The organism is Cognatishimia activa (genome assembly GCF_001458335.1).
In the GTDB taxonomy this organism is placed as follows: domain Bacteria; phylum Pseudomonadota; class Alphaproteobacteria; order Rhodobacterales; family Rhodobacteraceae; genus Cognatishimia; species Cognatishimia activa.
On record NZ_CYTO01000009.1, the window covers coordinates 480,613 to 504,976 of the forward strand.

The window sequence follows — 24,364 nt, forward strand, 5'->3', positions numbered from 1 at the left end:
TCCTATTCTGCCGGTGCTTTGTTAGGGCCGGGTGCTTCAGCAACCTTGGTTTTTTTCAGGGTCTTCTCGATCCAAGGTTCAACTTTTTCGGACCAAAGACCTGCCAATCCGTTGGGGAAGGCCATCACAACGGCGATGAACAAACCACCAAGGCCAAGCAGCCAAAGTTCTGGGAAACCTTCAGAGAAGGTGGTTTTGGCGAGGTTCACCAAAAGCGCGCCGTAGACCGCGCCAAGGATGGATAGCCGTCCGCCAACGGCGCAGAAAATTACCATCTCGATCGAAGGTACGATGCCCACGAGGGTAGGGGACATAAAGCCAACCTGTAGGGTGAACATTGCGCCACCGATGCCCGCAAAGGCCGCACCAAGACAGAAGATGAAGATCTTAAAGTTCGCGACGTTATAACCCGAGAAGCGTACGCGATCCTCTTGGTCGCGCATGGCGATCAAGAGCCGCCCTAGTTTCGACTTGCGCACAAACTGCGCCACAAACAGGACCGCGAAAAGCAGGACGCCATTGACGAAATAAAGGATGTTCTTGGCTTCGTCCGTGCGGATGTCCCATCCCATCAGGGTGCGCAGATCCGTGATGCCATTCACACCGCCGGTATAGCCCTGTTGACCGATGATCAGGATCGTCAGGATCGCAGCGAAGGCCTGTGTAATGATTGCGAAGTAAACACCGCCCACACGCCGGGTGAACATGGCGAACCCGATGATAAAGGCAAAGACGACCGGCACCATGACCACAGCCAACATTGTAAAACCTAGGCTGTAGAAGGGTTGCCACCACACTGGCAGTTCCGTCAGTTGGTTCCAGTCCATAAAGTCTGGAATGCCAGGTGTGGATTGGATGGATGTGTTCTCTGGCGTGGATGCTTCAAGCTTCAGAAACATCGCCATGCAATAACCGCCAAGCCCGAAGAAGATACCCTGACCAAGGCTGAGGATGCCCCCCGCACCCCAGCACAAGGCCAGACCGATCGCCACAAAGGCGTAGGTCAGGTATTTGCCAAACAAGTTCAGGCGGAAGGTGTCGAGCGCAAGTGGCAGGACAAGAAAGATGACCACCGCAAGGATCACAAATCCCAAGAGCTCTTTGCGGTTCATGTAATTGGACAGTGTCATTCCGATGGCTCCTTATTTACGCAGTTTCAAGGCAAAGAGGCCTTGCGGACGGATCATCAGGATGCCGACGACAACCAGCAGGGTGATGACCTTTGCCATGGAGCCAGAAAGGAAGAATTCCATGATCGACTGCGCCTGAGAGATAGAGAACGCGCTGGCGATCGTACCGAGCAAGGACGCCGCGCCGCCGAAGACGACTACAAGGAAGGTGTCGACGATATACAGCTGGCCAGCGGTTGGGCCGGTAGATCCGATCATCGTGAAGGCAGAGCCTGCGACACCGGCCACACCGCACCCGATGCCAAAGGTCAGACGGTCGGTCCATTCGGTGTTGATGCCGACAGCCCCAGCCATCACGCGGTTCTGGTTGATGGCGCGCACTTGGCGACCCCAAGTCGAGCGGAACATCATGATGTAAACCGCCAGCGAGATGCTCACCGCGAGAACCATCACAAAGATACCGTTGATCGGAATTTCAATCAGATCAGTAAGCGGCAAAGAGCCCATCATCCAATCGGGGATGCTGACGCCCACTTCACGTGCGCCAAATACACTGCGGTAAATCTGTTGCAGGATCAGGCTGAGGCCCCAAGTGGCCAAAAGCGTATCCAAAGGACGCTTATATAGGTGCCGGATCATGGCCCATTCGACCAATAACCCGAGAGCGCCAGACGCTATGAAGGCCAAAAACATGGCGACAAAGAAATATGCGCCAAAGAGCCCGGGCATGTAAGCCGAGAAAATGTTTGAAACAATGTAAGTGACGTAAGCGCCAAGGATCATGAACTCGCCATGCGCCATGTTGATCACGCCCATCTGCCCAAAGATGATTGCGAGGCCGAGTGCCATCAGGACAAAAACGGAAAAGAGAATTAAGCCCGCAAAGCCTTGCATGGCGAAAATCGCGCCAAGCTCGGCCGTAGAGTAGTCAGCAAACATGCCTGCCTCCGGTCGATGTAAGGGGGGTGCCAGCCCGGGGAGTTAAACGCGGGCTGGCGAGGGGAAGTTCCGGTTCGGGTTTATTGGTACCCTTCTGGGAACGGGTCAGGTTCCACGAGGTCAGCGGTCTCAAAGACAACCTCATATTGACCATCAGCCTGCGCTTTACCGACGCGCGTTTTGGACCAAAGGTGATGGTTTTCGTGGACCTTCACATATCCTTCCGGTGCGGATGGAAGTTCGATGCCAACCTGAGCCGCGCGAACTTTATCGACGTCGAAGCTTCCAGCTTTTTCTACCGCCGCTTTCCAGAGCCATGGACCAAGATATGCGGCCTGTGTCACGTCGCCGATCACGATGTCCTCGCCCCACATTTCTTTGAAGGCTTTCACGAATTCCAGGTTGTTTTCGTTCTGCAGGGATTGGAAGTACTTCATGCAGGCATAAGACCCGGCGATGTTTTCGCCGCCAATGCCGCGGATTTCGTCCTCGGTCACAGAGATGGTCAGAACAAGTGGCTTCTCAGCCGCTGGGTCGATACCTGCCGCAGTCAGCTGTTTGTAGAAGGCAACGTTAGAGCCACCCACAACAATCGCGTAGATCACGTCAGGCTTTTTCAAGCGGATCTTGTTGATCACAGAGTTAAACTGGGTGTGGCCCAGAGGATAATATTCCTCGCCAACAACTTTACAGCCGTCCATGAAGTTTTCGATGTGCTTACGCGCGATCTTGTTGGATGTGCGTGGCCAGATGTAGTCAGAACCCAAGAGATAGAAGGTCTTCGCACCTTTCTCTTTGTTCACCCAGTCCAGACCCGCGATGATCTGCTGTGTGGCTTCTTGACCGGTGTAGATCACGTTCGGGCTTTCTTCCAAACCTTCATAGAAGGTCGGGTAATAAAGGAAGCCGTTATACTGTTCGAACACTGGTAGAACCGCTTTGCGGCTTGCGGAGGTCCAGCAGCCCATGACGCTGGCCACTTTGTCGTTCACCAGCAGCTTTTTGGCTTTTTCCGCAAAAGTCGGCCAGTCGGATGCGCCGTCTTCTTGAACATATTCGATTTTACGGCCCAAGATGCCGCCTTGTGCGTTGATCTGCTCAATCGCCAGTTTTTCGGCCTGTACAGAACCCGTTTCAGAAATCGCCATGGTGCCTGTGATCGAGTGCAGGATACCGCAGGTCACTGTATCATCGGTCACAGCAAGACCAGTCGTGTTCACCGCAGATGTTGGATAATCAGCAGCTTTCAACCCTTTTGGCATAAACAGAGTGCCGGTCAGCGCCGCACCTCCTGCGAGCATGGCGCGACGGCTCATACCCTGTGAAACATTGGTTTTTCCCTTGTCAGACATATCGCTTCCTTTTCAGTGCGCTTAAAAAACGGGCGATTCTGGCTCACCCGGCTGACAATCATGTTCGTTGGCAATGCTGCAGTGCAGTATACGTCAAATGACGTATACCGGTGCGCGTTTTGAGCAGTATTCTCATTCCTCAGGTGATCGGAAATTTTGGGGAAACACGTCGCCGCGAAAATTTGGGTGTTGCCTACATCCTTGTTTTCAATCGGAGATTGTGTGTTGGGGACGTCTGAAAATGGCTATGGCATTTGGCGCGACCCGTGAGAAGCGCAAATATAATCGTTGGGTTGCCAACGAAACGATGGAGGATTTTGCCCTCCGCTTTACGGCACGCCGCGCGCGCCGCTGGAGCTACGGGCGCGTTGCAAATACGGCGCTGGGCTCAATTTCCTTTTTGGCTTTGGAAGCGATCGGCGCCGCCATCACGCTGACCTATGGGTTCGACATTGCGATCGTTGCAATCATGATGGTTGGCGCGATCTTATTTCTGACGGGTTTGCCCATTTCCTATTATGCGGCGCGCTATGGATTAGACATCGATCTTCTGACCCGAGGCGCGGGCTTTGGCTATATCGGCTCGACGATCACATCGCTGATCTACGCGTCATTTACATTTATATTCTTTGCGTTAGAGGCTGCGATATTGGCCCTTGCGCTGGAATTCTGCCTAAGAATTCCACTGTTCGTCGGCTACGTGGTCAGTTCCCTAATCGTCATTCCGCTGGTGGTTCATGGGTTCTCCAAAATCTCTACCTTCCAGACTTGGACGCAGCCGCTTTGGGTGCTTTTGCACATCATGCCTTTCGTGTGCCTGGCATTTGTGGGCTACGATATCGACACATGGACCGGGTTTTCCGGCCCGTCTGACGTTCCAGATGCGTCACGCCTGCTGATGTTTGGAGCGGCGTCCGGGGTCATATTCTCCTTGGTTGCACAAATTGGCGAACAGGTAGACTTCTTGCGCTTCTTGCCCGAACCCAAAACGCCACAAGAACGCAAGAAATGGTGGATCGCACTGGTGGCCGCTGGACCCGGTTGGTCCATCTTAGGCGTCCTCAAAATGCTGGCGGGCTCCTATCTCGTGACTTTGGCAGTCCGCGAAGGGGTTGCTTTGGAAGTGGCTGGCGACCCGACGCGTATGTATTACATCGCCTTTGATCAATTCATCGGATCCCCCTTTTTGGTGCTGGCGCTGACCGGCGTCTTTGTCACGCTGTCCCAGCTCAAGATTAACGTGACCAACGCCTATGCCGGCTCCATTGCTTGGTCGAATTTCTTCTCCCGCCTAACCAAAACCCACCCCGGCCGCGTTGTCTGGCTGGTCTTTAACGTGTGCATCGCGCTGATGTTGATGGAATTGGGCGTCTTTACGGGCCTCGAACATGTCTTAGGCGTCTACTCCCACGTTGCGGTGGCATGGATTGGGGCCCTGGTGGCTGATTTGGTGATCAACAAGCCTTTGGGACTAAGTCCAAAGGGGATCGAATTCCGCCGAGCACATCTTTACGACATCAATCCGGTTGGAATTGGGGCGATGTTTGCGGCCTGCATCCTCTCTTTTATGGCTTATAGCGGCCTACTTGGGCCGTTGTTGGAAGCGTTCTCTTCCTTTGTTGCCCTTGGCGCTTCCTTCGCCCTTGCACCCGTGATCGCCTATGTCACCAAAGGCAAATATTACCTGGTGCGCGAAGCGGCGCCAAATCTCACTGGAACCCAGACCTGCAACGTGTGTGAGTACAGCTTTGACCCTGAAGATATGACAAACTGCCCTTTTCACGGAGGGCATGTTTGCTCGCTCTGCTGCACGCTTGAAACGTCGTGTCATGATGAATGCCGCACCGAAGCTGGCCTGAAGGTAAATATCCAGCGTTGGCTCTTTTCCTATTTGCCTGCACCGATCGCTCAGCTTTTGATGACGCGTTTGGCGCAGTTTTTGTTAGCCACACTGGCGATCTCAATTGCTGTTGGGACCTTGTTGCTGGTGATACGAAACCACGAAGGTGAAGCGAATTTTGATGCGGTTCTGACCGTGCTTTATGGCTCCGCTGTCATTGTTATTGGCATTTGCGTGTGGATGTTCTTGCTGATTGGGGAAAGTCGGAAGAAGGCCACGGAGGAAGCAGAACGGCAAACGGATCGGTTGCTCAAAGAAATCCGTGCGCATGAGCGTACGGACCGAGCGCTGCAAAAGGCCAAGGAAAAGGCAGAAGCCGCCAATAGTGCCAAAACCCGTTACATGTCAGGCCTCAGCCACGAACTGCGCACGCCACTAAATGCGATCTATGGCTTCGCCCAATTGTTAGAGAAGGACAGCGCATTAGGGCCTTGGCAATCATCCCTTTCAAGCATTCGCCGCTCAAGCGAGCATCTGGCGGGTTTGATTGACGGTTTGCTTGACATTTCCCGCATCGAAGCGGGACGTCTAGAAATCATGAATGACCGCATCAACCTTGTGGTCTTCCTCAGTCAGGTTGCGTCAATTTTTGAAGAAGAGGCACGCAATAAGGGCATCTCTTTTGAACTGAAAACCCATGGCAATCTGCCGGCCTTTGTCAAATCCGATGAGAAGCGCCTTCGCCAGATCATCATCAACCTGCTGTCCAATGCCATTCGCTATACCAACAATGGTTCTGTGCGTCTGAACTTCTCATACCGCAACGAAGTCGCGATCATCGAAGTCATTGATACCGGCGTCGGGATCGCATCTGATCATCTTGAAAGTATCTGGAGGCCATTTGAGCGCGGCGAGCGACGGGGTGGGCAGGGCTCTGGGTTGGGTTTGACCATCACAAAGCTGCTTGTAGAGGTGCTTGGCGGCGACATTGGTGTTGAAAGCGTTCAGGGAAAAGGCAGCACCTTTACGGTACGGCTCATGTTGCCTTCAGTGACACCAAGTGCGTTTGAACCAACAATGAGTGAGAGCGATAGCAGCACGCTTCCCGTGACGGGGTATGAAGGGCCGCGCAAAACAATTTTGGTCGTTGATGATGACTTCAATCACTTGGCACTCATTGACAGTTTTCTAAGTGGTTTTGGCTTCGTGGTTCTTAGCGCACCGACCGTTGATATGGCCGAGGCGATGCTGGCAGATGCCAATGCAGATATCATTTTGCTGGATATCGACATGCCCGGACGAGATGGTTGGAGCTTTGCGCGACAACTCAGGTCAAGCAAACACGCCAGTACCCCAATCGCGATGATCTCTGGGCACGCCCATGAGGAAGGGCTCCATCGGTCTGAAATTGGTTTGCACGATGCTTTCTTGGCGAAGCCTTACAACCTGGATGATCTCCTGTTGCAAATCGCAGAACTTCTCAAGGTCAAACTTGTCTTCAAAGAAGCGCAAGATTCAGACTTCCATTGTCTTCTGACCGAGGAAGATACCAATCGCCTGATCGAATTTGCCCAAATCGGTCATGTCAGCGCGCTGCGCAAACTACTCTTGGAACTCAAAATTGCGCGGACCGGACCAGACAGGCTGATGTCAGAAATTAATAGCAAGCTGGAAAGCTTTGATATGGCGGGGCTCGTCGAAATTCTAAGGGAGCACGAAAGCCATGAATGATTTTGGATCTCAGAGCATAGCGCTGGTGGTGGATGATAACCCGGAATCTTTGGGGATGGTTTCCGCCGCTCTTGAAACCCAAGGCCTGACGGTTCTCGTCGCGAAAGACGGACATTCTGCGATCCAACTGACAGAGCGTGTGCAGCCTGACGTTATCTTGATGGATGCAATTATGCCGGAGCTTGATGGCTTTGAAACGTGCCGCATTCTGAAAACCGGACCCAACCCAACCCTTGCACCGATTATCTTTATGACGGGCCTGAGTGACCAGGAACACGTGGTCAAAGGCCTTCAGGCAGGAGGTGTCGACTACATTACGAAGCCGGTTGTGATCGAGGAATTGCTTGCGCGTATGACAACGCATGTCCTGAACTCGCGCCTTTTACAAAGCGCGCGACAAGCGATCGACGCCTCTGAAAGACTTGTTTTGGCTTTCGGCAAGGACGGTGACCTAAAGTGGGGGTCGCAAAAAGCCCTTGAGGTGAAAAACGCCGGAAACCTTGATCTGGAGACCGCTGCGTTCAAAGCGTGGCTGCGCAGTTGTATTGCACAGCCGGTGTCCTCGATAGCGCCGTATGAAAGCGAACAGAGCACACTACAGTTTATTGGTTATTCGGATGCCCAAGAGATCTTGGTGAAGCTCGTTGCCAAACAATCGGAAACAAATGAAGAGACGCTGAGGGTGGCGTTTGGTTTAACCGCTCGGGAAGCAGAGGTTTTGTTTTGGCTCACGCTCGGAAAAACCAACCGTGACATCAGTGCGATCCTGTCGCTGAGCGCGCGGACGGTGAACAAACACTTAGAACAAGTGTTTCAAAAGATGGGTGTCGACAATCGCACATCGGCAGCGGTTTTGGCGGATCGGCAGCTGAATTTGGAACATCGGGACTAATTAAAGCTTTGTTATTTATAGGTTTGATGTAACCGAACCTCTCCGAGGTGAACCGGCTGACTACTTTTATCAAGCGCCGTGAATTCGCCCTTACGGAGACACAAATTCCGGCAGGGATTGAGTGCTTTCTGAAACGGAAACTTCCCTAAACATCGCGCACCCACCGTCGATGATGTCTTGGGCAGGGGTGTAGTCAAAGCTGTCATAGAATGTATCGGCACCATAATCCTTAAGCGAGACGTCTTGCCATTCAGAGACGATGTGTTCGTAGTTTTTGGACAGAACCCGCGAACGCGGTGCGAGATTACTGACCAAAACCAGTCCAGTGGGTTTGCAGCCGATCACTGTGATTTTGAGATCCGGGCGATAGCGTTGCAAGATCGGGATCAGTTTCCAAACATCGCCGGTCCACGCCTCTTCCGGGGCGTCCTCCACATTGCGTGTGGTCATGTCGTAGTCGTAAGGGCAGCAATCATGCAGTGCGATCACACCGCCGGGCAAGGAATTACGCTCGGTATTGATGAAATCTCGCAGCAAGAACTCCATCAAGTGCATCCCATCCAGAAAGCTAAAGCTGAGCTTTGCTTTGAGCGCGCTGAGAACCTTGCTCTCAAAGAAATCATCGCTGGTCTGTTGAAAGCAAAGCAATGCAGGTTTTTGGCCGATTACATTGGTTTCAATGCGAAAAAACGGATCAACTGCAATGGTTTTGCTACGTACGGGTTCAAAGGTTCGTCCGGTGCGGCAGCCGACCTCCATGTACCAATCAAAAAGGTTGGCTTGATGGATGTTCCTGAGAAATCGCACATAGCGCATGTCGTCTGGTCGGTTAAACATTGCTCTTCCTCATCTGCATTAAGCGGCGCGTTTTGCCCGGCGCTCACGTCTGAATTTTCGCAACCATTTGCGACGCCCGCTCTCATCAAGCATTTCTTCACCCGGGGCGAGCCCTGCATTAAGCGAGACTTGTTCCATATCTTGATCCGGCAGATCCCAAAAAGCATTTGGGCTGATCAGGTCATATTCAATCAGCCTCGCCCGAAGGGCCTCAAAATCTAAAAAGGCGACAGAAAAGTGATCGCTGCGTTTGGGCGGCCAATAGATGGATTTCAGCGTTTCAATCGGCTCAACGGGCAGGCCGCGCCGGTCGTTCATTTGTAAGAGCATCATGCGAGGCAGATGCGCGCGACGCTGAATGACCGCCGCTTGTTGGTTTTCGCGGCGGACCATCGCGTAAAGGTGCAGGGCGGAGCCTTCTGCAAAGATCAACTTGCCCGCATTTTGAAAAAGCGCGATTTGCTCAGCAAAAGACAGGCTTTCGGGCGCGATGATCTCATAGCCTTCGCGTTTAAGCAGCGTTTCAAGATGGTCTTCACATGCATAGCGTCCCGCGGATGGACCCAAAGCGCTGCGCGTTAGATAGATCCGCCGATCAGGATCGACCGGTCCAGCGGGCGGCAGACGATCGTCGATCCAAGCATGAAAGCGTGGTGTGCCCAGGCCGCCCAATGCTTCGCCGTAGACATTGCTGGCAGTGTAAAGCTCTGAATAGGTGGCATTTTCAAACCGAACCTCAATGTCGTTCTCAACACCCAGTAGATCCAGAAACGGACGAATGAAGGGGAACTGCTGATTGGGACGCTTTGCAGAGTTCCAAAAAACCAGCTTTGTGTCCTTGGGCAGCTCATCAAGCGCCCACAGTCGACCCAAACAATTCAGAATGACGTGGCCAAATTGATCGCGCGCGACCCCAGCAAAAAGCGTTGGTTGATCAATGATGGGCAGCTCTGCGGGGATATTTGGCTCGCCCTCGGGCACTGACATCACATGTTCAGAGCGGATGTCGCAGCCCGGTAGGGCAACGCCGTTGTCATCATAAATACTGAAAACACGCTGGGTTCGGTTAAGCCTTTGGCCAACCAAAAAATGCCCTTTAAACGGGCCCTGAACCCCTGGTTCAAAAGACCGAGATAAACTCAATGCGAACTCTTTAACTGCTCATTAATTTTTTCTTAGAGCTAACGCGGAATTCGCCTTTTGTCTATCTTTTCCACAGGCTTATCCACATTTCACCGCGCGGGTGCGAACCTTTGGCGTCATTAAGTGTGGGTTTTTACTTTGAAAGCGGCACAATTTTTATGGCTTCATTTACCAAAGCTGTGCGCACGGATTTTGCGATTTCAATGGCCCCCGGCGTATCTCCGTGAAGGCAGATTGTATCTATAGCTGTTGGAATATTCTGACCCGAAGCCGCGATGATCGCACCGGCTTTGACCATCTGAACGACGCGGTCTGCTGCTGCATCGGGATCATGGATAACGGCACCCGGCTGTTTACGATCCACCAATGTCGCATCGTCGTTATAGGCGCGGTCGGCAAAGATTTCGCAGGCGAATTTGCAATTGAGCGCCTGTGCAGCGCGCTGTTGGGCGGTGCCCGCAATGACCATGATGATCAGATCCGGAGCCACGGAAAGCGCTGCCTCATAACAAGCTTTGGCCATGGCCTCATCTTCAGCACACATATTGGCCAATGCACCGTGCAGCTTCAGATGTTTGACTTCGCCGCCAACGGCACGCGCCATGGCTTGCGCGGCACCGATCTGGTAGCGCACCAGATTGCCCAGTGAAGCATGGGAGAAGTTCATCCGTTGGCGGCCAAACCCTTGCAGATCTGGAAAGCCAGGATGGGCACCGATGTTGACGCCTTTCTCAACCGCTTTCTGCATGGTTGCAGCCATGACATCCCAATCACCCGCGTGAAATCCGCAGGCAATATTGGCCGATGTCACGATGTCCAAAAGCGCACTATCGTCGCCTTTTTGCCAAGAGCCAAAGCTCTCACCCATATCCGCGTTTAGATCGATGGTTTTGGTCATTTAGGCCTCGCTTTTGGCTGGTTTACACGGCTCACAGCGTGACAGCAAATGGTAGGGTCGTGATTTGCGCTGGAGATCGGTGTGGGCGCTATATAGTAACACCTGAGGCACCAAATTATGTCCAAGGAAAACTGTCTGCCATGTCAGCACCAATCCCCGTCACGATCCTGAACGGTTTCTTAGGAGCCGGGAAGACGACCCTGTTGCAGAACCTTCTTGTGCAGGCGCGTGCGTCAGACGATGTGACCCTTGGGGTCGTGGTGAATGAAATGAGTACGCTGGATGTGGATGGCAGTGTGTTGGACACAAGCGAAGTGATCTCGCGAAATAGTCCACATTTCGCGTCCATCCCCGGTGGCAGTGTCAGCAGCACGGATGGTTTGCCGCAATTCCACGAGGCGGTGCAAAGCGTATTGGCAGATGGAGAGGTGACACACCTGCTGCTTGAAACGTCCGGTAGTACCCATCCTTGGCCGTTGCTCTCTGCAATCCGTCAGATGAGAGAACTAGACCTGCATGGGGTCGTCTCGGTCGTGGACACGGTGGTGCTGTGGCAGGACTATGATCAGGGCAGGGCGGTTCAGGCCAAGGCCAGCGCGAACTTGCAAAACGACACCCGTGGGATTGAGAACCTGCTTGCGGAACAGATCATGTTCGCAAATCGCTTGCTGTTGAGCAAAAGCGACAAGGTGGAGCGCGAGGTTTTGACCAAAGTTGCCCAAGCGGTGCACCCCCTCAACCCTTACGCGGATATCATTGGAATGCAGTGGGGAAATGTGCGCCTGACGGACCTGCTCGCGATGCCTGCCTATGACTATGGCCGGGTGGAGACCCTTGGGGCAGAGCTCACCGAGTGGGAAGACAAGCATGGCACGGTGTCCATGGCAAAGCCCGAAAGCTACGCCATTGGCAGCCGGGTTGTGAATGATCCGCGCCCATTCCATCCGCAGCGCCTATGGGACGTTTATAACAAGTTCCTTGGGATCGGCATTTACCGCAGCAAAGGCTTCTTTTGGATGCCGACACGGGACAATCTTGTGCTCTTGTGGAACCAGACCGCTGGCAGTGTTGGCCTTGAGATTGTGAACTATTGGAAGATCACAGCACTGCAGGATGAAAGCCTGAACCTTTCTGACTGGGAGGTTGAGGCCATGCAGCAGAAACTGGTGGATATGCACCCAGACTTTGGGGATCGTCGCTGCAAACTGACGGTGATTGGCCAAGAGGCAGAGCTTGATACGTTTGTTGAGGCGCTTAAACAGTGCTTCTGTACGGACGAAGAAATTGCCGTATGGAAAGCGGGCGATGTCTCTGGTTTTGCTGATCCATGGCCGCGGTCGGTCTCAACACTTTCTTCTGAAAGCTAAGATACGCCCGGCCAGTGGGTCGGGCATAATGTGTTAGGCCGCGAGTTTGCGGTTGCGCTGACGCAGCAGCAATTGCTTCATCGCAGTGAGATGCGGGAATTCCACCAACATACCAATCACCAGTGCTGCCAGAATTAGCGGCTCACCGGGGATTGCGACTGCGGTGACCGCGAGCATCATTGGCGCGTTGCGCGCAGCGGTGGTCATTGTCAAAAGCGCGTGCTGCTCATAGGGCAGGGCAGTGACGCGAGAGATGCCTTCGACCACAAAGTAAGTCACCACGAAGAACAGGAAGATCGCCACTAGGATGATGCCAAAGATCTGTGCTTGATCTGCGATTGTTATGATGTTGCCTGCAAAGATCTGCAGGATCAGCGCGGCGATCACCACCGGAATGATGTGGCCAGCCCAAGTCATGATGCGCGCAAAAAGGTCCTCGGGCAGCGCTTTCGTCATCACAAAACGTAGGGCTTGCGCGGCTAAAAGTGGCACAAGGAACCAATCCATCAGCGTGCCGGGCACGGATTCAAGATCCACAACGCCGGTGTGGCGCGTGAAGAGCCACAGCCAAACTGGAAACAACAAGAGTTGGGTCAGCATGTTGATTGGGATCAGCGCGGCACCCAAGGCCGTGTCGCCTTTGGCCATGCGTGCGAAGCCAAGGAACCAATCCGTACAAGGAGCAAGGAAATAGATCAGCAAGCCGGTGTAAAACACTGGCTGGTTTGATAAAAAGACCGTCGCGATTGCAAAACCAATGACCGGGATCACAAGGAAGTTTGCACCCCAGGCGATGCCCAGAAAACGCAGGTTTTTCAGGCCATCAAGCAGCGCGCTAGGACGCAGCTCAAAACAAAGCAAGAAGATCATCAGCAGAAGCGTTTGATCGATGTAGTTGCTGACCATGCCGCTCGCCTCTGGGCTTGCTAGGCCGAGGAAAGAGCCAGCGATGATCGCGCCAATGAACAGCGCTGCAACGCCGCTACCGGCGAGCCCGGGTTCTGGCGTGTTTGGTTCGGTTTTATGCTGTGAATCATTCACGGGCATTTTGAATTAACCTCTTTAGGTGGTCATGACGGCAATCAGTGGCGTCGCTTGGGCATTAGCATAGACATTTGTCAGCTTCGCAGCAGCTGAGATCGTCAAGGAACATGTTGTTGTCGTAATAGGCTTCAAGCGGTGCGGTATCGACACCCATTCGACCCGCGATGGCGTGCGCGACCACGGCAAAACGTTGACGGAACTTGTAGATGAAGCAAAACAAATGGCCGTTGTGAGACACCTCTGGACCGACGAGAAATAACCCCGGCTGCGACGTGGATTCATCGTCTTGCGTCAGCAACGGCAGCCCGGCGTCTGTGTAGTCAAAGTGTTCGGAAACAGGGCGTGTGCCAGTTCCAAAGCCAGTGGCCAAGATAGGCGGTTGCTCAGATACCCAAGAGCGGCCATCGCGCGCAATTATTTCGACACCGCTTTCGGTTTCTTGGAGCGCTTCAATGTCTACGTCTGGGATGAGCTCGATGTCCAAATGGGCGTGGAAGGTGCTAAGCCGTTGTTGTGTGTAAGGAGAGAGGCTGGCGCTTGGGTCTTTGTTTCCATCGAGCCAAGGCGCGCCACGATCTAGTACGTAGACCTTTTTGCCATTTGCTCCGAGGCCTAGGGCTGCATCCATACCGCTTTCATAGCCTCCAATCACAAAGGCTGTGTCGCCCTCAATCTCGGTCCATGTGTCGACGGTGCCATAGTGACGGCCCAGTTCCGCGCCTTTCAAGCCTTTCCCGCTTGGCGCACCGAACTGACCGCAGGCCCAAATCACGAAATCTGCTGTGAAAGATCCGTGGTTCGTGTGCAGGGTAAAACCTTTGTCTTCGGGCGTGATGGATTGAACATCTACGCCACACTGGACGTTAAGATCATAGATTTCGGCGGCTTGCTCCAAGTAGCGCGCATAAGCAGGCCCGTTTGGGTGTTCAGTGCGCAGGGACCAACCCGGAGAGCTGTCATAGCTCACGGCGTTAAGGTCGGTGATGCCAAAAACGTTGCCGGGAAAAGAAGGGGTCAGGAGCTTGGTCTCTGCAGGCCAATCGCGAAAGCTTTGTCCTATTTTGTCGCGTTCCAATACCCATACGTCAGGGATCGCCAGATCACGCAGGACACGCGCGACTCCAAGGCCCGCAGGCCCTGCGCCAATCACTGCTACAGTCATATGTTCGGGGAAATGCACCCCGTCTTCGCAGATCATCAATTGATCCCCTTCGGTAAGCCACGCATCGACGCAATATATCAGTTCACGTCAGCGCAATAAACAGGGCATGGGCGGTTTGTCATTACGACAAAAGACCCAGGGCGATTATTGGCCAATGAATTGATTTGGCGTGTATTTTTTGGTTTGTCAGGCCAAAATCAAATCTGATTGCAGCAAATGATTAGCGCGATGGATTGGCGCAATATATTCGGTTTCTCAGCTCCGATTTTGAACAGTCGACGGATGTTATAACGTAACATTTCTGGGTGCAATGGTTTGATTGGCCTTAATTGCCCCAACTGTCTCGTGGGATTTCACAATCCAGTCGTAAGACGTTGGGCGTAATTTAGTCCATCTTGCAAAGTAAAAACCGGTAAGTTCGAGATTGATTGCAAATTGGGCAATTTGCGCAAGGACGCTTAATTTTTAGACAAATCTGGCCCGTTTTGTTCCGCGCCGCCAAATTCCGGTCCGCATGGGTTGAGAATCTGAATTGCGCCAATGCAGATAGGGCAAAAGCACTTCGTGCACCCTGTGTTCATGTCTGACAGCGGCGTCAGATCTGGTCCTTGCGCCAAACACAAACTGGGCAGAGCCGCCCGGAGCGTTCGTAGACGCGGCCCATTTTTGCTGGCCCTCTAAAGATCGCAACCACCTCCCATTCAGACCGTGATCAGATGCGCGGCATAGATTTCTACGCGAGCTTTTCGGAATTGATCAGCGAGCCACCAAAGACAGGAAACACAAATGTCGCAGACGGGCCCAGGATTTAGCACCGAACAACAAAAATACCTGATCGATGCTTTATCAAAGATCAACTTGAACCGACTTGTTCCTTCGCAAGGCGGCGGTGCCGCAGCAGAAGAAGAAACGGTTTATGGCGTGCCGTTGGAGGATCTTTGTAAAGAGGAAGTCGCCAAGTATGAAACGCATCCGCTTGATATGTGGCGTCAGATCGAGAAATGGGAAGCCGAGGGACATCTGGCGGAAGGCCTAGATCAATTCCTTCTGCGCCACCACGGTTTCTTTAATGTGACGCCCGCAAGCCCGGGTTACATGATGCGCCTGCGTTTGCCCGGCTGCGTGATGCGCAGTGACCAGATGAGCATGCTTGCCAACGTCGCTGAGGAAAATGCCGGTGGCTACTCCCACGTTACAACCCGCGGTAGCTTGCAACTGCGTGAGATCCTGCCAGGTAACATCATTCCGATTGTTGAGAAACTGCAAACTGTTGGCCTGACCGCACAGGGCACCGGCGCTGACTCCGCGCGCAACCTAACATGTTCGCCAACCGCGGGATTTGACCCACAGGAATTGCTTGATACGCGTCCCCTAACATCGCGTCTGTCGATCCGCATTCTGAAGACAAAAGAACTGCAGGGCTTGCCGCGCAAGTTCAATATTTCCTTTGATGGAGGCGGGGTGATCTCTTGTGCCTCTGACACCAACGACATCGCGTTCCAAGCGGTCACCGTGCTTGAAAACGATCAGGGTATTGAGCCGGGTCTTTGGTTCCGCATCGCACTGGGTGGCATCACCGGTCATAAGGACTTCGCGAAAGACACAGGATTGGCGTGTCGCGTTGATGAAGCCGTTGATGTGGCAGAAGCCATGCTGCGGGTCTATGTCGAACACGGCAACCGCACCAACCGCGGCAAGGCACGTTTGAAATATGTGCTGGATGACAAAGGGGCCGCTTGGTTCTGTGAACGCACGCAGGAAAAGCTGGACGAAGAGTTCAACACAGGCATCAAACTGACCACTCTGCCCGCCGGTATCGATGCACCGCGCGCGACCATTGACCGTCAAGGTCACATTGGTGTGCATCCGCAAAAGCAAGATGGGCTGAACTATATCGGTGTGTCCCTAGAGCTTGGCCGTCTAACCCCAGAGCAGATGCGGGGCTTGGCGCGTATCGCCAAAATGTATGGCAGCGATGATATCCGACTGACCGTTTGGCAAAACCCGATGATCGTGGGCGTGCCAGATGATCTGGTTGAAACGGTACAGTCAGAAGTGGCTGCTCTTGGTATGGGCACGGACGCCACGGCTTTCGCAGCGGGCGCGGTGGCATGTACAGGTAAGTGGGCCTGCAAACTGGCCGCTGCCTACACCAAACAAGATGCCCTGAAAATTGTGCGTCACCTGGAAAGCAAATTCACTCTGGATCAGCCCATCAATATTCACCTGACGGGCTGCGCGAACTCCTGTGCGCAGCACTATATTGGTGACATTGGCATGGTTGGTGCAGCGCTTGCGGGCGGGGCCGAAGGCTACAACATCGTGATCGGTGGTGGCACTGACCAAGACCAAGGTTTGGCGCGAACGCTTTGTGGTCCGGTGCCCGCCGAAGACACGCTGGCTATTCTGGAACATGTGGTTGGCGCATACCTAGAGCGCCGAGAGCCAGGCCAGACTTTCCTCGCATTCACGCGGTCGCTTGATGATGCGGCCCTGCAAACATTGCTGCCCGCCGACAATGCGATGGCCGCTTAACCCTGACATTCCTTTTTCGGAAGACGACCAATGACCGCTCAAGACCCAAATCTGATCAAGAATCTCGCCGTTGCAATTGGCCAGACCCAATCCCAAGCGCCATCGGCCTTTATCGGCGAAGACGCGCCGTTTAACGACGCGCAGCGCCAATGGTTGAATGGTTTGCTCAGCGGCTTGCACGCGGTGGCCAATGCGGCAGACGCCGGCGCAGAAGCTGAGGTGGGCACCGCATTGACGGTTCTTTACGGGTCCCAATCAGGTAATGCCGAAGCCCTTTCCAAGGACCTTCGGAAATTCGCGAAGACTCAGGGGTTTGAAGCTGAGGTTTCGGCGCTGGATGACAAAACCCCGGCGGATCTGGCTGAAGCAAACCACGTTTTGATCCTTGCTGCGACCTTTGGAGAAGGGGAACCCACCGACAACGCTGCGAAATTCTATGCTGCATTGATGGATGAGGCGGCGATGCCTCTGCCAGAGACGCTGAACTTTAGTGTGTGTGGATTGGGCGACTCCAGCTATGCAGAGTTCAACAAAGCCGCACGCGACATCGATCGCCGCTTGGGCGAATTGGGCGCGACGCGCGCCTCGGACCCAATTTTCTGCGATGTAGACTTTGACGACGATTACGCCCAATGGCGCGACGGGGCTTTCGCAAGCGAGGCTTTCCAAGCGGCGGCTGGCGCAAGTGCGGCACCGGAACCTGTGACCGCAGCCGGGCCCGCATTCGATAAGAACCATCCCTTTATGTCTAGCTTGATGGTGTCCGAGCGTTTGAGCGGCGCGGACTCTGCAAAATGTGTGAACCATATCGAGCTTTCTCTCGCAGGGGGTGGGCTTGATCTGGATTACGCGGTTGGAGATGCGCTTGGTGTTTGGCCGATGAATTGTAATCACGAAGTGGCGGCGATCCTCGCGGCGACTGGATTCACCGGAAAAGAAGCGGTTGAGCTTAAAGCCGGGCCTGCGAGCCTCAAGTCAGCCCTGATGAGCCGGTTGGACTTAACCACAGTGACGCCAAAGACCCTGGAAGCCTGGGGGCTTGAGAGCGTCGCGGACGATGCTCAGATCATTGACCTGCTGAAGGGTGAAAGCCTTGAGGGGCTATCTCCACAAAGCCTCGTGGATGGGCTGCGCCCATTGCAGCCGCGTCTATATTCCATTTCCTCCAGCCCCAAAGCCCATCCGGGCGAGGTTCACCTGACCGTGGGTGAAGTGCGCTACAATCTGCATGACAGCGACCGCAAAGGGGTGGCCTCCACTTACTTGGGCGAGCGTTTGGCAGAAGGTGGAATGGTGGGCGTTTACGTCCAAAAATCCGCGCATTTCCACATTCCAGATGATGATAACGTGCCTTTGATCATGATCGGGCCGGGCACAGGCATTGCGCCGTTCCGCGCCTTTCTTGAAGAACGCGAAGCCCGCGGTGCGGAAGGAAAGAACTGGCTCTTCTTTGGGGATCAGCACGAAGCCTGCGATTACCTGTACCGCGACCAGATCGAAGCGTGGTGTGAAAGCGAAGTGCTTAACAAAGCCAGCCTCGCTTGGTCCCGTGACACATCTGAGAAGGTTTACGTTCAGACCTTGCTTAAGAAAGATGGCAAAGAAATCTATGATTGGCTGGAAGAGGGCGCCGCGATCTACATCTGCGGTGACGCAAGCCGCATGGCGTCTGACGTCGACAAAGCCCTGCGCGAAGTAATCCAAGAACATGGCGGCAAGTCCGCGGAGGAGGCGGACGCTTACATGGACATGCTCAGCTCTTCCCATCGTTACCAGCGCGACGTTTACTAAAGCGTTCACATGCTAAAGAAAGCCCGGCGACAACGCCGGGTTTTTTGCGTTTGGAGCCGGGGTTTTGGCGTTTTTAATCCCCGACACTCTGGACAACCTAGCGTCTCCCTTGTTCTTTGTTGCCCGCAGCCATCGCGTTGCAGGGACTAAGGGAAGAGACATGACCAATCACGCTGAAGCCATTGCTGAACTGAAAGACCTTTTGGGGGATCGTCTGTCCCAAGGCCAATCGGTGCGTGAGACGCATAGCCATGACGAAGCCTACACAACTCCGGTTCTGCCAGACGCGGTGGCCTTTCCGGAAAGCACACAGGAAGTCTCTGAAATCGTTAAGATTTGCGCGCGCCATAAATGCCCGATTGTGGCCTATGGGGTGGGGTCTTCGCTTGAAGGGCATGTGGTGCCCGTCAAAGGTGGTGTGAGCCTCAATATGATGGGGATGAACAAAGTGCTGGCGATCCATGCCGAGGACCTTGATGCGGTTGTGCAGCCCGGCGTGACGCGGACGGAACTGAATACAGAGCTGCGCGATACCGGATTGATGTTCACCGTCGACCCCGGCGCGGACGCGACGATGGGCGGGATGGCCGCAACACGGGCATCGGGCACCAACAGCGTGCGCTATGGCACTATGCGAGAGAATGTTCTGGCGCTGGAGGTGGTCACCGCAGATGGCAGCATCATTCGGACAGGCACCCGCGCCAAAAAGTCCTCGGCGGGGTATGACCTGACCCATCTTTTTGTGGGGTCAGAAGGCACGCTGGGGATTATCACCGAACTAACCGTGCGCCTGTTTGGTCAGCCTGAAAGCATCTCGGCCGCCACCTGCGCCTTTGAAGATATTGATAACGCGGTCCAAAGCGTCATCCTTGCAATCCAAATCGGTCTGCCCATGGCACGGATCGAGTTGATTGATGAAGTCCAGATCAAGGCGCTGAACAGCTATAATGACAGCTTCGATCTGCCTGAAAAACCGCATCTGTTTCTTGAATTCCATGGCTCGCCGGCTGGGGTTGCGGAACAGGTCGAGAGTTTCAAAGATATTGCCGAGGATCTGGGTGCCACTGATTTTGAGTGGGCTAAGAAAACCGAGGATCGCAATCGCTTATGGGCGGCGCGACACAACGCCTATTATGCGGCGCGCTCCCTTCGCCCACAGGGATCTGCCGTTTTGACGGATTGCTGTGTGCCGATCTCCGCCTTGGCTGATTGTATTCGCATCGCAAAAGATAAGATTGCCGAGGCGGGGCTTATCTCTCCGATTGTCGGGCATGTTGGGGACGGGAACTTTCACCTGCAAATTCTGATCGATCCCGAGGATGAAGTCGAGTTTTCAGCCGCCAAAGCGCTGGCATCTGAACTAAACCACGTAGCGATTGAGCACGAGGGCACGGTGACGGGCGAGCATGGTGTTGGCTTGGGAAAAATCGCATATATGGAAGCGCAAAATGGCGCGGCTTATGGTGTGATGGCGATGCTGAAACGCTCAATGGATCCGGACAATATCCTGAACCCGGGCAAAGTGGTGCAGATCAATTAAGAACAAGCGGTAGAGCTCTGATTTCAAAAGGAAGAGTGTTGGAGCGGGTAGCGGGAATCGAACCCGCACCTTAAGCTTGGAAGGCTCTTATGATACCATTTCACCATACCCGCTCGGTAGAAATAGGACCTATTTTATCCAGATTCCGAGGTCAATAGTGAAAGCGCGAAATTGGGTGCTGGATTAGCTTTTGTCTGAAACTGACCTATCCATTCCATGATACTCTCGGTTCGGCATCATGTCTGATGCGATGGCGAAGCGATTGGACATGTTGAAGAACCCGATCACGTCCGCCAGATCAAAGATCTCTTCCTGGCTGAGACCCGCCGCTGACAACGCCTCTCTATCCGTGTCACCCACATCAAATGGTGTTTTCGTGAGTTTCCACGCAAAATCGAGCATGGCGCGTTGTCGATCCGACAGTTTGGCAACCCGATAGTTCATCACCATCATCTCACCAAGCTCAGGGTCGCCGGATAATGCGCGCACCGTTTGGCCATGGGCCACAAGGCAATAGAAGCATCGGTTGGCGGAGCTCACGACCACTGCCACCATCTCGCGCTCTAGCTTTGAGAGGCCTGAGGGGGCGAGCATTAACGTGTTATAATAGTTGGAGAAGTTCCGCAGCTTTTCCAGGTTAAACGAAAAGGTGGCCAACACGTTTGGCACCATGCCGAGCTTTTCCACGCAAATGTCGAAGTATTTCTTCGTCTCATCGTCCAAAGCTTCATATTCAGGAAGGTCAAAGACAGAGATGTGGTCTGGCTGTGGCATGCGGCACCTTTGGTTTGATGGCGTTATCGCGATGAGTTGATCATAGGGAATGACGCCTGTCAGGGGTTTTCGGTTGTGACGGTGCGTTCGCTTCACTGTTGCACCAAAGGAAAAAGGCCACCCAACTGTCGTTGGATGGCCACGTGAATTCAGGTTTGAATGGGTGGACCCTGAATTCTAAACTTGTCCCGGTAGCCAAAGCACAATCATTGGGAAGGCCACCAACAACGCGATGGTGATCGCGTCGGCAATGAAGAAAGGCGTGACGCCTTTGAACACGTCTTGCACACTCAGATCATCGCGCACACCGGCGACCACAAAGCAGTTCAGGCCGATCGGCGGGGTGATTAGGCAGAACTCGGCCATTTTCACGACCAAGATGCCAAACCAGATCGCACACATGGGTCCGCTCATGCCGAATGTGCTTTCAGCGGCTGAAACGAACTCTCCGCCATTCAGAGCCATAACCGCTGGGTAGACCACAGGTAGGGTCAACAGAAGCATGCCGATGGCGTCCATGAACATGCCCAAGACGGCGTAGGCCAGAAGGATGCAGATCAGGATCAGCATGGGCGACATGGTCAAGCTGGTGATCCAGTCAGAGAACGCACCCGGCAGGTCCGCAAAGCCCAAGAACCGCACGTAGATCAGAACGCCCCAGATGATGGTGAAGATCATGACGGAAAGCTTTGCGGTCTCAAGCAAGGCTTCTTTCAGTTGTGGCCAGCGCATGCCTTGGACGAGCGCCATGAGGAAGACCACGAAGGCCCCGATCGCGCCGCCTTCAGTCGGCGTGCCCCAAGCGTCTCCGCCAAACGGGTTGTAGACAAAGAAGATGATGGTCACGACGACAAAGACGATTGGTAGGGCTGGGGGCAGGGCGAGGAAACGCTCTTTCCACGTAAAGCCACTGACCGCTGGGCCAAAGCCTTTGATGGTCAGCGCCATGCCGATGATCAAAAGCCCATAGATCAGCGCAGAGAATGCGCCGGGGATGAAGCCAGCCAGCAGCAGTTTGCCCACGTCTTGTTCAACAATGATGGCGTAGATCACGAGGATCGCTGAGGGAGGGATCAGGGATGCAAGTGTCCCCCCCGCAGCGACAACCCCAGCGGCGAACCGCTTGTCGTAACCAATCTTGAGCATTTCAGGGATCGCGATCCGGGCAAAGACGGCCGATGTTGCAACTGACGCACCGGATACCGCGGCAAAGCCTGCCGTTGCGAAAACGGTCGAGACGGACAGTCCTCCGGGCACCCAAGCGAGCCATTTCTTCGCCGCTTCAAAAAGGGCCTTTGTCAGGCCCGCGTAATAGGCGAGGTAGCCAATCAGAATGAAGGTTGGGATCAGGCTAAGCGCTTGGCTAGAGATCTTTGAATGGGGCACTTGGCCTGCAGTTTTCACCGCGACGGTCAGGGCTTTTTCAAATCGTGCGGGATCATAGCCGGACTTGGCCCAGAAGATCAAAATCAATCCGATCATGCCCGCCATGCCCGCAGCAAACGCCACGCGCATGCCCAGAACAACCAGCACCAACATGCCCCCGGTGACGACAAGTCCAATATCGATAGGTTCCATTGTGTTGTCGTCCTATTTCTCATTGCCCGAGACTTGCTCGGCTTCCATGGCGGCCTGTGTTGCAGCGTCGGCAATCAAAGGCACGGCAATGGGATTTTCTACATTTGTCAGAAAGGCGCGGGCATAGGCCACAAGCTGAAGCGCAAGGCGGATTGCCAAGAGCCCAAATGCCAAAGGCGCCATGAGTTTTGCGGGCCAGATCGGCAGCGCAATATCCATCGAGCTATCGCGGCTCCACATGGGGGCTCCAAAGTCAAAGCTCCGGTCGAAATGGGACCATGTGCCCCACACAAGCAGGACCATCAGCAAGAAGATCGCGAGCGTTGTGATGAATTCGACCAAATAAAGCGTGCGGCCTTTTAAAGCGCCGACAACCATATCCATCCGAATATGCCCGCCATCGCGTTGGGTGAACGAAATCCCCATGAATGCAATCAGCGGCATGGCTTGTTCGATCCAGTCCACATAGCCGGGCAGGGGTTGGTTAAAAAAGTTGCGACCGGAAACTGAAATCACCGCCAAGATCATGAGCGAGAAAACCGCCAATCCACTGATCAAAGCAAAGATACGTTCTAGTCGATAAAGCCGCTGGTCGATGCGGCTAAGCAGGCTGTCATCAGACAGAACCAAAGAGGAACCGGCCATGCCATGTTCTCCTATTATGTCGGGTGAAACCGAAAGAAACCCGCGCTGAAAGGGTGATCAGCGCGGGCTTCATTGCGTTTGCGGATTACATGCCTTTTGCGATCATGCCGGTGACAAGATCGTATAGCTCTTGCGCTGGCAGGCCGCGGGCCGTGTTGTCTTCGATCCAAGCGGCTGCGGCAGGTGCAGCTGCAGCTTCCTTGAAGGCTGCGATTTCTGAGTCAGCGAAAGTCACCTGAGAAATGCCACGCTCTTCCAGCGCTGGGCCCCATGCCGCCATTGTGTTGTTGTTGTAGTTGTCCACGTAGTGATCCAGCGCTTCGTCGATGGATCCAAGCAGCGCGTCACGGTGGGCGTCAGGCAGATCAGCAAGCGCATCGGTGTTCACAACAACCGGGCAGTTTACGGTGCCTGGGTTCAGGTTGGTGGTCCACCATTTGCCATTTTCAATGGTGCCAAATGACATATGCGCATGTGGTGCGAAGCTCACCGCTTTCACAACGCCGCTGTCCATAGCTTGACGTACTTCGGATGCGGACATGGAAGTTGGCACCGCGCCAATGGTCTCCATCGCAGCACCGATACCACCGGTTGCGCGCACGGACAGACCTTCGAAATCTGCCAGTGTCGCAGGCGCCACACCGACACCGACGATGTTGTATTGAGGCAGTGGGGACGGCATCAGAAGCGTTGCGTTCCAACGCCCCAGGTCTTCTTGAGTGGCCGGGTGGCTGTAAACTGCCTTGGACAGCTCGATCTCTTGCTCCAGCGATGCAACGCCAAGGAATGGCAGCTCCAGAACGGTGATGGATGGGTTCTTGTCGCGGTGGTAGCCCGCGCAGAACTGCGCCATTTCAAACGCGCCGATGGAGATACCGTCCAGGTTCTCGCGGTTCTTAGACAGGCCGCCATAGCTGATGTTCAAAGTGAACTCGCCGCCGGTCTTTTCGCTGACCAGTTCAGCAAGCTTTTCCACGTGCTCTGTGAAGGCGCGACGTTTGCCCCAAAGGGACACGTCCCATGATGTCGCTGCGGCTTCGGTGGCAAAGGTAACAGTCACTGCTGCAATTGCTGCAGCCTTTAGTGAATATCGCATGTGATCCTCCCAATCATGCGTTGATGTGGGGAAAGATTAACAATGCGAATGGTTGCCGCGCTATGAAGGA

Annotated in this window: 18 protein-coding genes and 1 tRNA gene; 6 read left to right on the top strand and 13 right to left on the bottom strand. The window is 54.1% G+C overall.

The genetic code is table 11. The annotated features are described in order from the left end of the window. Positions 1-2 precede the first annotated feature (2 nt). The 3 genes from urtC to urtA all read right to left on the bottom strand — a co-directional run bounded on the left by urtC (position 3) and on the right by urtA (position 3,421). Positions 3-1,130 (bottom strand): urea ABC transporter permease subunit UrtC, encoded by a 1,128-nt coding sequence (urtC, locus tag TA5113_RS06860; RefSeq protein WP_058315595.1) that lies wholly within the window; start codon positions 1,128-1,130, stop codon positions 3-5. 12 nt (positions 1,131-1,142) lie between these two features. Next, entirely contained in the window at positions 1,143-2,069 is a 927-nt protein-coding gene (gene urtB / locus TA5113_RS06865) for an urea ABC transporter permease subunit UrtB (protein ID WP_058315596.1), read from the bottom strand. An 80-nt stretch (positions 2,070-2,149) separates the two neighbouring features. Next, positions 2,150-3,421 carry an urea ABC transporter substrate-binding protein gene (gene urtA, locus TA5113_RS06870; RefSeq protein ID WP_058315597.1) on the bottom strand — a complete coding sequence of 424 codons (1,272 nt, stop codon included), beginning with the start codon at positions 3,419-3,421 and terminating at the stop codon, positions 2,150-2,152. A gap of 241 nt (positions 3,422-3,662) precedes the next feature. On the opposite strand from urtA, the gene TA5113_RS06875 reads away from it, so the two are divergent. Both TA5113_RS06875 and TA5113_RS06880 read left to right on the top strand, forming a co-directional pair. Next, positions 3,663-6,992 (top strand): hybrid sensor histidine kinase/response regulator, encoded by a 3,330-nt coding sequence (locus tag TA5113_RS06875; protein WP_058315598.1) that lies wholly within the window; start codon positions 3,663-3,665, stop codon positions 6,990-6,992. Then, positions 6,985-7,884 carry a response regulator transcription factor gene (locus TA5113_RS06880; RefSeq protein WP_058315599.1) on the top strand — a complete coding sequence of 300 codons (900 nt, stop codon included), beginning with the start codon at positions 6,985-6,987 and terminating at the stop codon, positions 7,882-7,884. Before TA5113_RS06875 ends, TA5113_RS06880 begins: the two co-directional genes overlap by 8 nt. 90 nt (positions 7,885-7,974) lie before the next feature. On the opposite strand, the gene TA5113_RS06885 is transcribed toward TA5113_RS06880, so the two are convergent. From TA5113_RS06885 to TA5113_RS06895, 3 genes are all read right to left on the bottom strand, one after another. Next, complete coding sequence (locus TA5113_RS06885; RefSeq protein WP_058315600.1) at positions 7,975-8,721, bottom strand: class I SAM-dependent methyltransferase; 747 nt, start codon at positions 8,719-8,721, stop codon at positions 7,975-7,977. A gap of 18 nt (positions 8,722-8,739) precedes the next feature. Beyond that, positions 8,740-9,864, bottom strand: coding sequence for a glycosyltransferase family 61 protein (locus TA5113_RS06890; protein ID WP_131726429.1), 1,125 nt, complete (start codon positions 9,862-9,864; stop codon positions 8,740-8,742). 133 nt (positions 9,865-9,997) lie between these two features. Beyond that, positions 9,998-10,762, bottom strand: coding sequence for a LamB/YcsF family protein (locus tag TA5113_RS06895; protein ID WP_058315602.1), 765 nt, complete (start codon positions 10,760-10,762; stop codon positions 9,998-10,000). A 140-nt stretch (positions 10,763-10,902) separates the two neighbouring features. Between TA5113_RS06895 and TA5113_RS06900 the strand changes: the two genes are divergently transcribed. Then, positions 10,903-12,129, top strand: a complete 1,227-nt coding sequence (locus tag TA5113_RS06900) for a CobW family GTP-binding protein (RefSeq protein ID WP_058315603.1) — start codon at positions 10,903-10,905, stop codon at positions 12,127-12,129. Between the two features lie 33 nt (positions 12,130-12,162). On the opposite strand, the gene TA5113_RS06905 is transcribed toward TA5113_RS06900, so the two are convergent. Both TA5113_RS06905 and TA5113_RS06910 read right to left on the bottom strand, forming a co-directional pair. After that, the gene (locus tag TA5113_RS06905; protein WP_082625907.1) at positions 12,163-13,176 is read right to left on the bottom strand and encodes an arsenic resistance protein; all 1,014 of its coding nucleotides are present in this window, start codon (positions 13,174-13,176) and stop codon (positions 12,163-12,165) included. A gap of 55 nt (positions 13,177-13,231) precedes the next feature. Beyond that, on the bottom strand, positions 13,232-14,371 hold the full coding sequence (locus TA5113_RS06910; protein WP_220387197.1) for an NAD(P)/FAD-dependent oxidoreductase: 1,140 nt from the start codon (positions 14,369-14,371) through the stop codon (positions 13,232-13,234). A gap of 750 nt (positions 14,372-15,121) precedes the next feature. On the opposite strand from TA5113_RS06910, the gene TA5113_RS06915 reads away from it, so the two are divergent. The 3 genes from TA5113_RS06915 to TA5113_RS06925 all read left to right on the top strand — a co-directional run bounded on the left by TA5113_RS06915 (position 15,122) and on the right by TA5113_RS06925 (position 20,201). Continuing rightward, on the top strand, positions 15,122-16,870 hold the full coding sequence (locus TA5113_RS06915) for a NirA family protein (protein WP_058315604.1): 1,749 nt from the start codon (positions 15,122-15,124) through the stop codon (positions 16,868-16,870). Between the two features lie 30 nt (positions 16,871-16,900). After that, complete coding sequence (locus TA5113_RS06920; protein WP_058315605.1) at positions 16,901-18,661, top strand: diflavin oxidoreductase; 1,761 nt, start codon at positions 16,901-16,903, stop codon at positions 18,659-18,661. A 160-nt stretch (positions 18,662-18,821) separates the two neighbouring features. Next, entirely contained in the window at positions 18,822-20,201 is a 1,380-nt protein-coding gene (locus tag TA5113_RS06925; RefSeq protein ID WP_058315606.1) for an FAD-binding oxidoreductase, read from the top strand. Positions 20,202-20,240: 39 nt separating this feature from the next. Here the strand turns inward: TA5113_RS06925 and TA5113_RS06930 are convergent. The 5 genes from TA5113_RS06930 to dctP form a co-directional block, all read right to left on the bottom strand. Next, positions 20,241-20,314: transfer RNA gene (locus TA5113_RS06930), tRNA-Gly, on the bottom strand. Positions 20,315-20,384: 70 nt separating this feature from the next. Continuing rightward, positions 20,385-20,975 (bottom strand): peroxidase-related enzyme, encoded by a 591-nt coding sequence (locus tag TA5113_RS06935; RefSeq protein WP_058315607.1) that lies wholly within the window; start codon positions 20,973-20,975, stop codon positions 20,385-20,387. A 177-nt stretch (positions 20,976-21,152) separates the two neighbouring features. Continuing rightward, positions 21,153-22,553 carry a TRAP transporter large permease gene (locus TA5113_RS06940; RefSeq protein ID WP_058316656.1) on the bottom strand — a complete coding sequence of 467 codons (1,401 nt, stop codon included), beginning with the start codon at positions 22,551-22,553 and terminating at the stop codon, positions 21,153-21,155. Positions 22,554-22,565: 12 nt separating this feature from the next. Next, a complete protein-coding gene (locus tag TA5113_RS06945) occupies positions 22,566-23,198 on the bottom strand; it encodes a TRAP transporter small permease subunit (protein WP_058315609.1) in 633 nt (210 codons plus the stop codon). Between the two features lie 85 nt (positions 23,199-23,283). Beyond that, positions 23,284-24,294, bottom strand: a complete 1,011-nt coding sequence (dctP, locus tag TA5113_RS06950; RefSeq protein ID WP_058315610.1) for a TRAP transporter substrate-binding protein DctP — start codon at positions 24,292-24,294, stop codon at positions 23,284-23,286. Positions 24,295-24,364 lie beyond the last annotated feature (70 nt).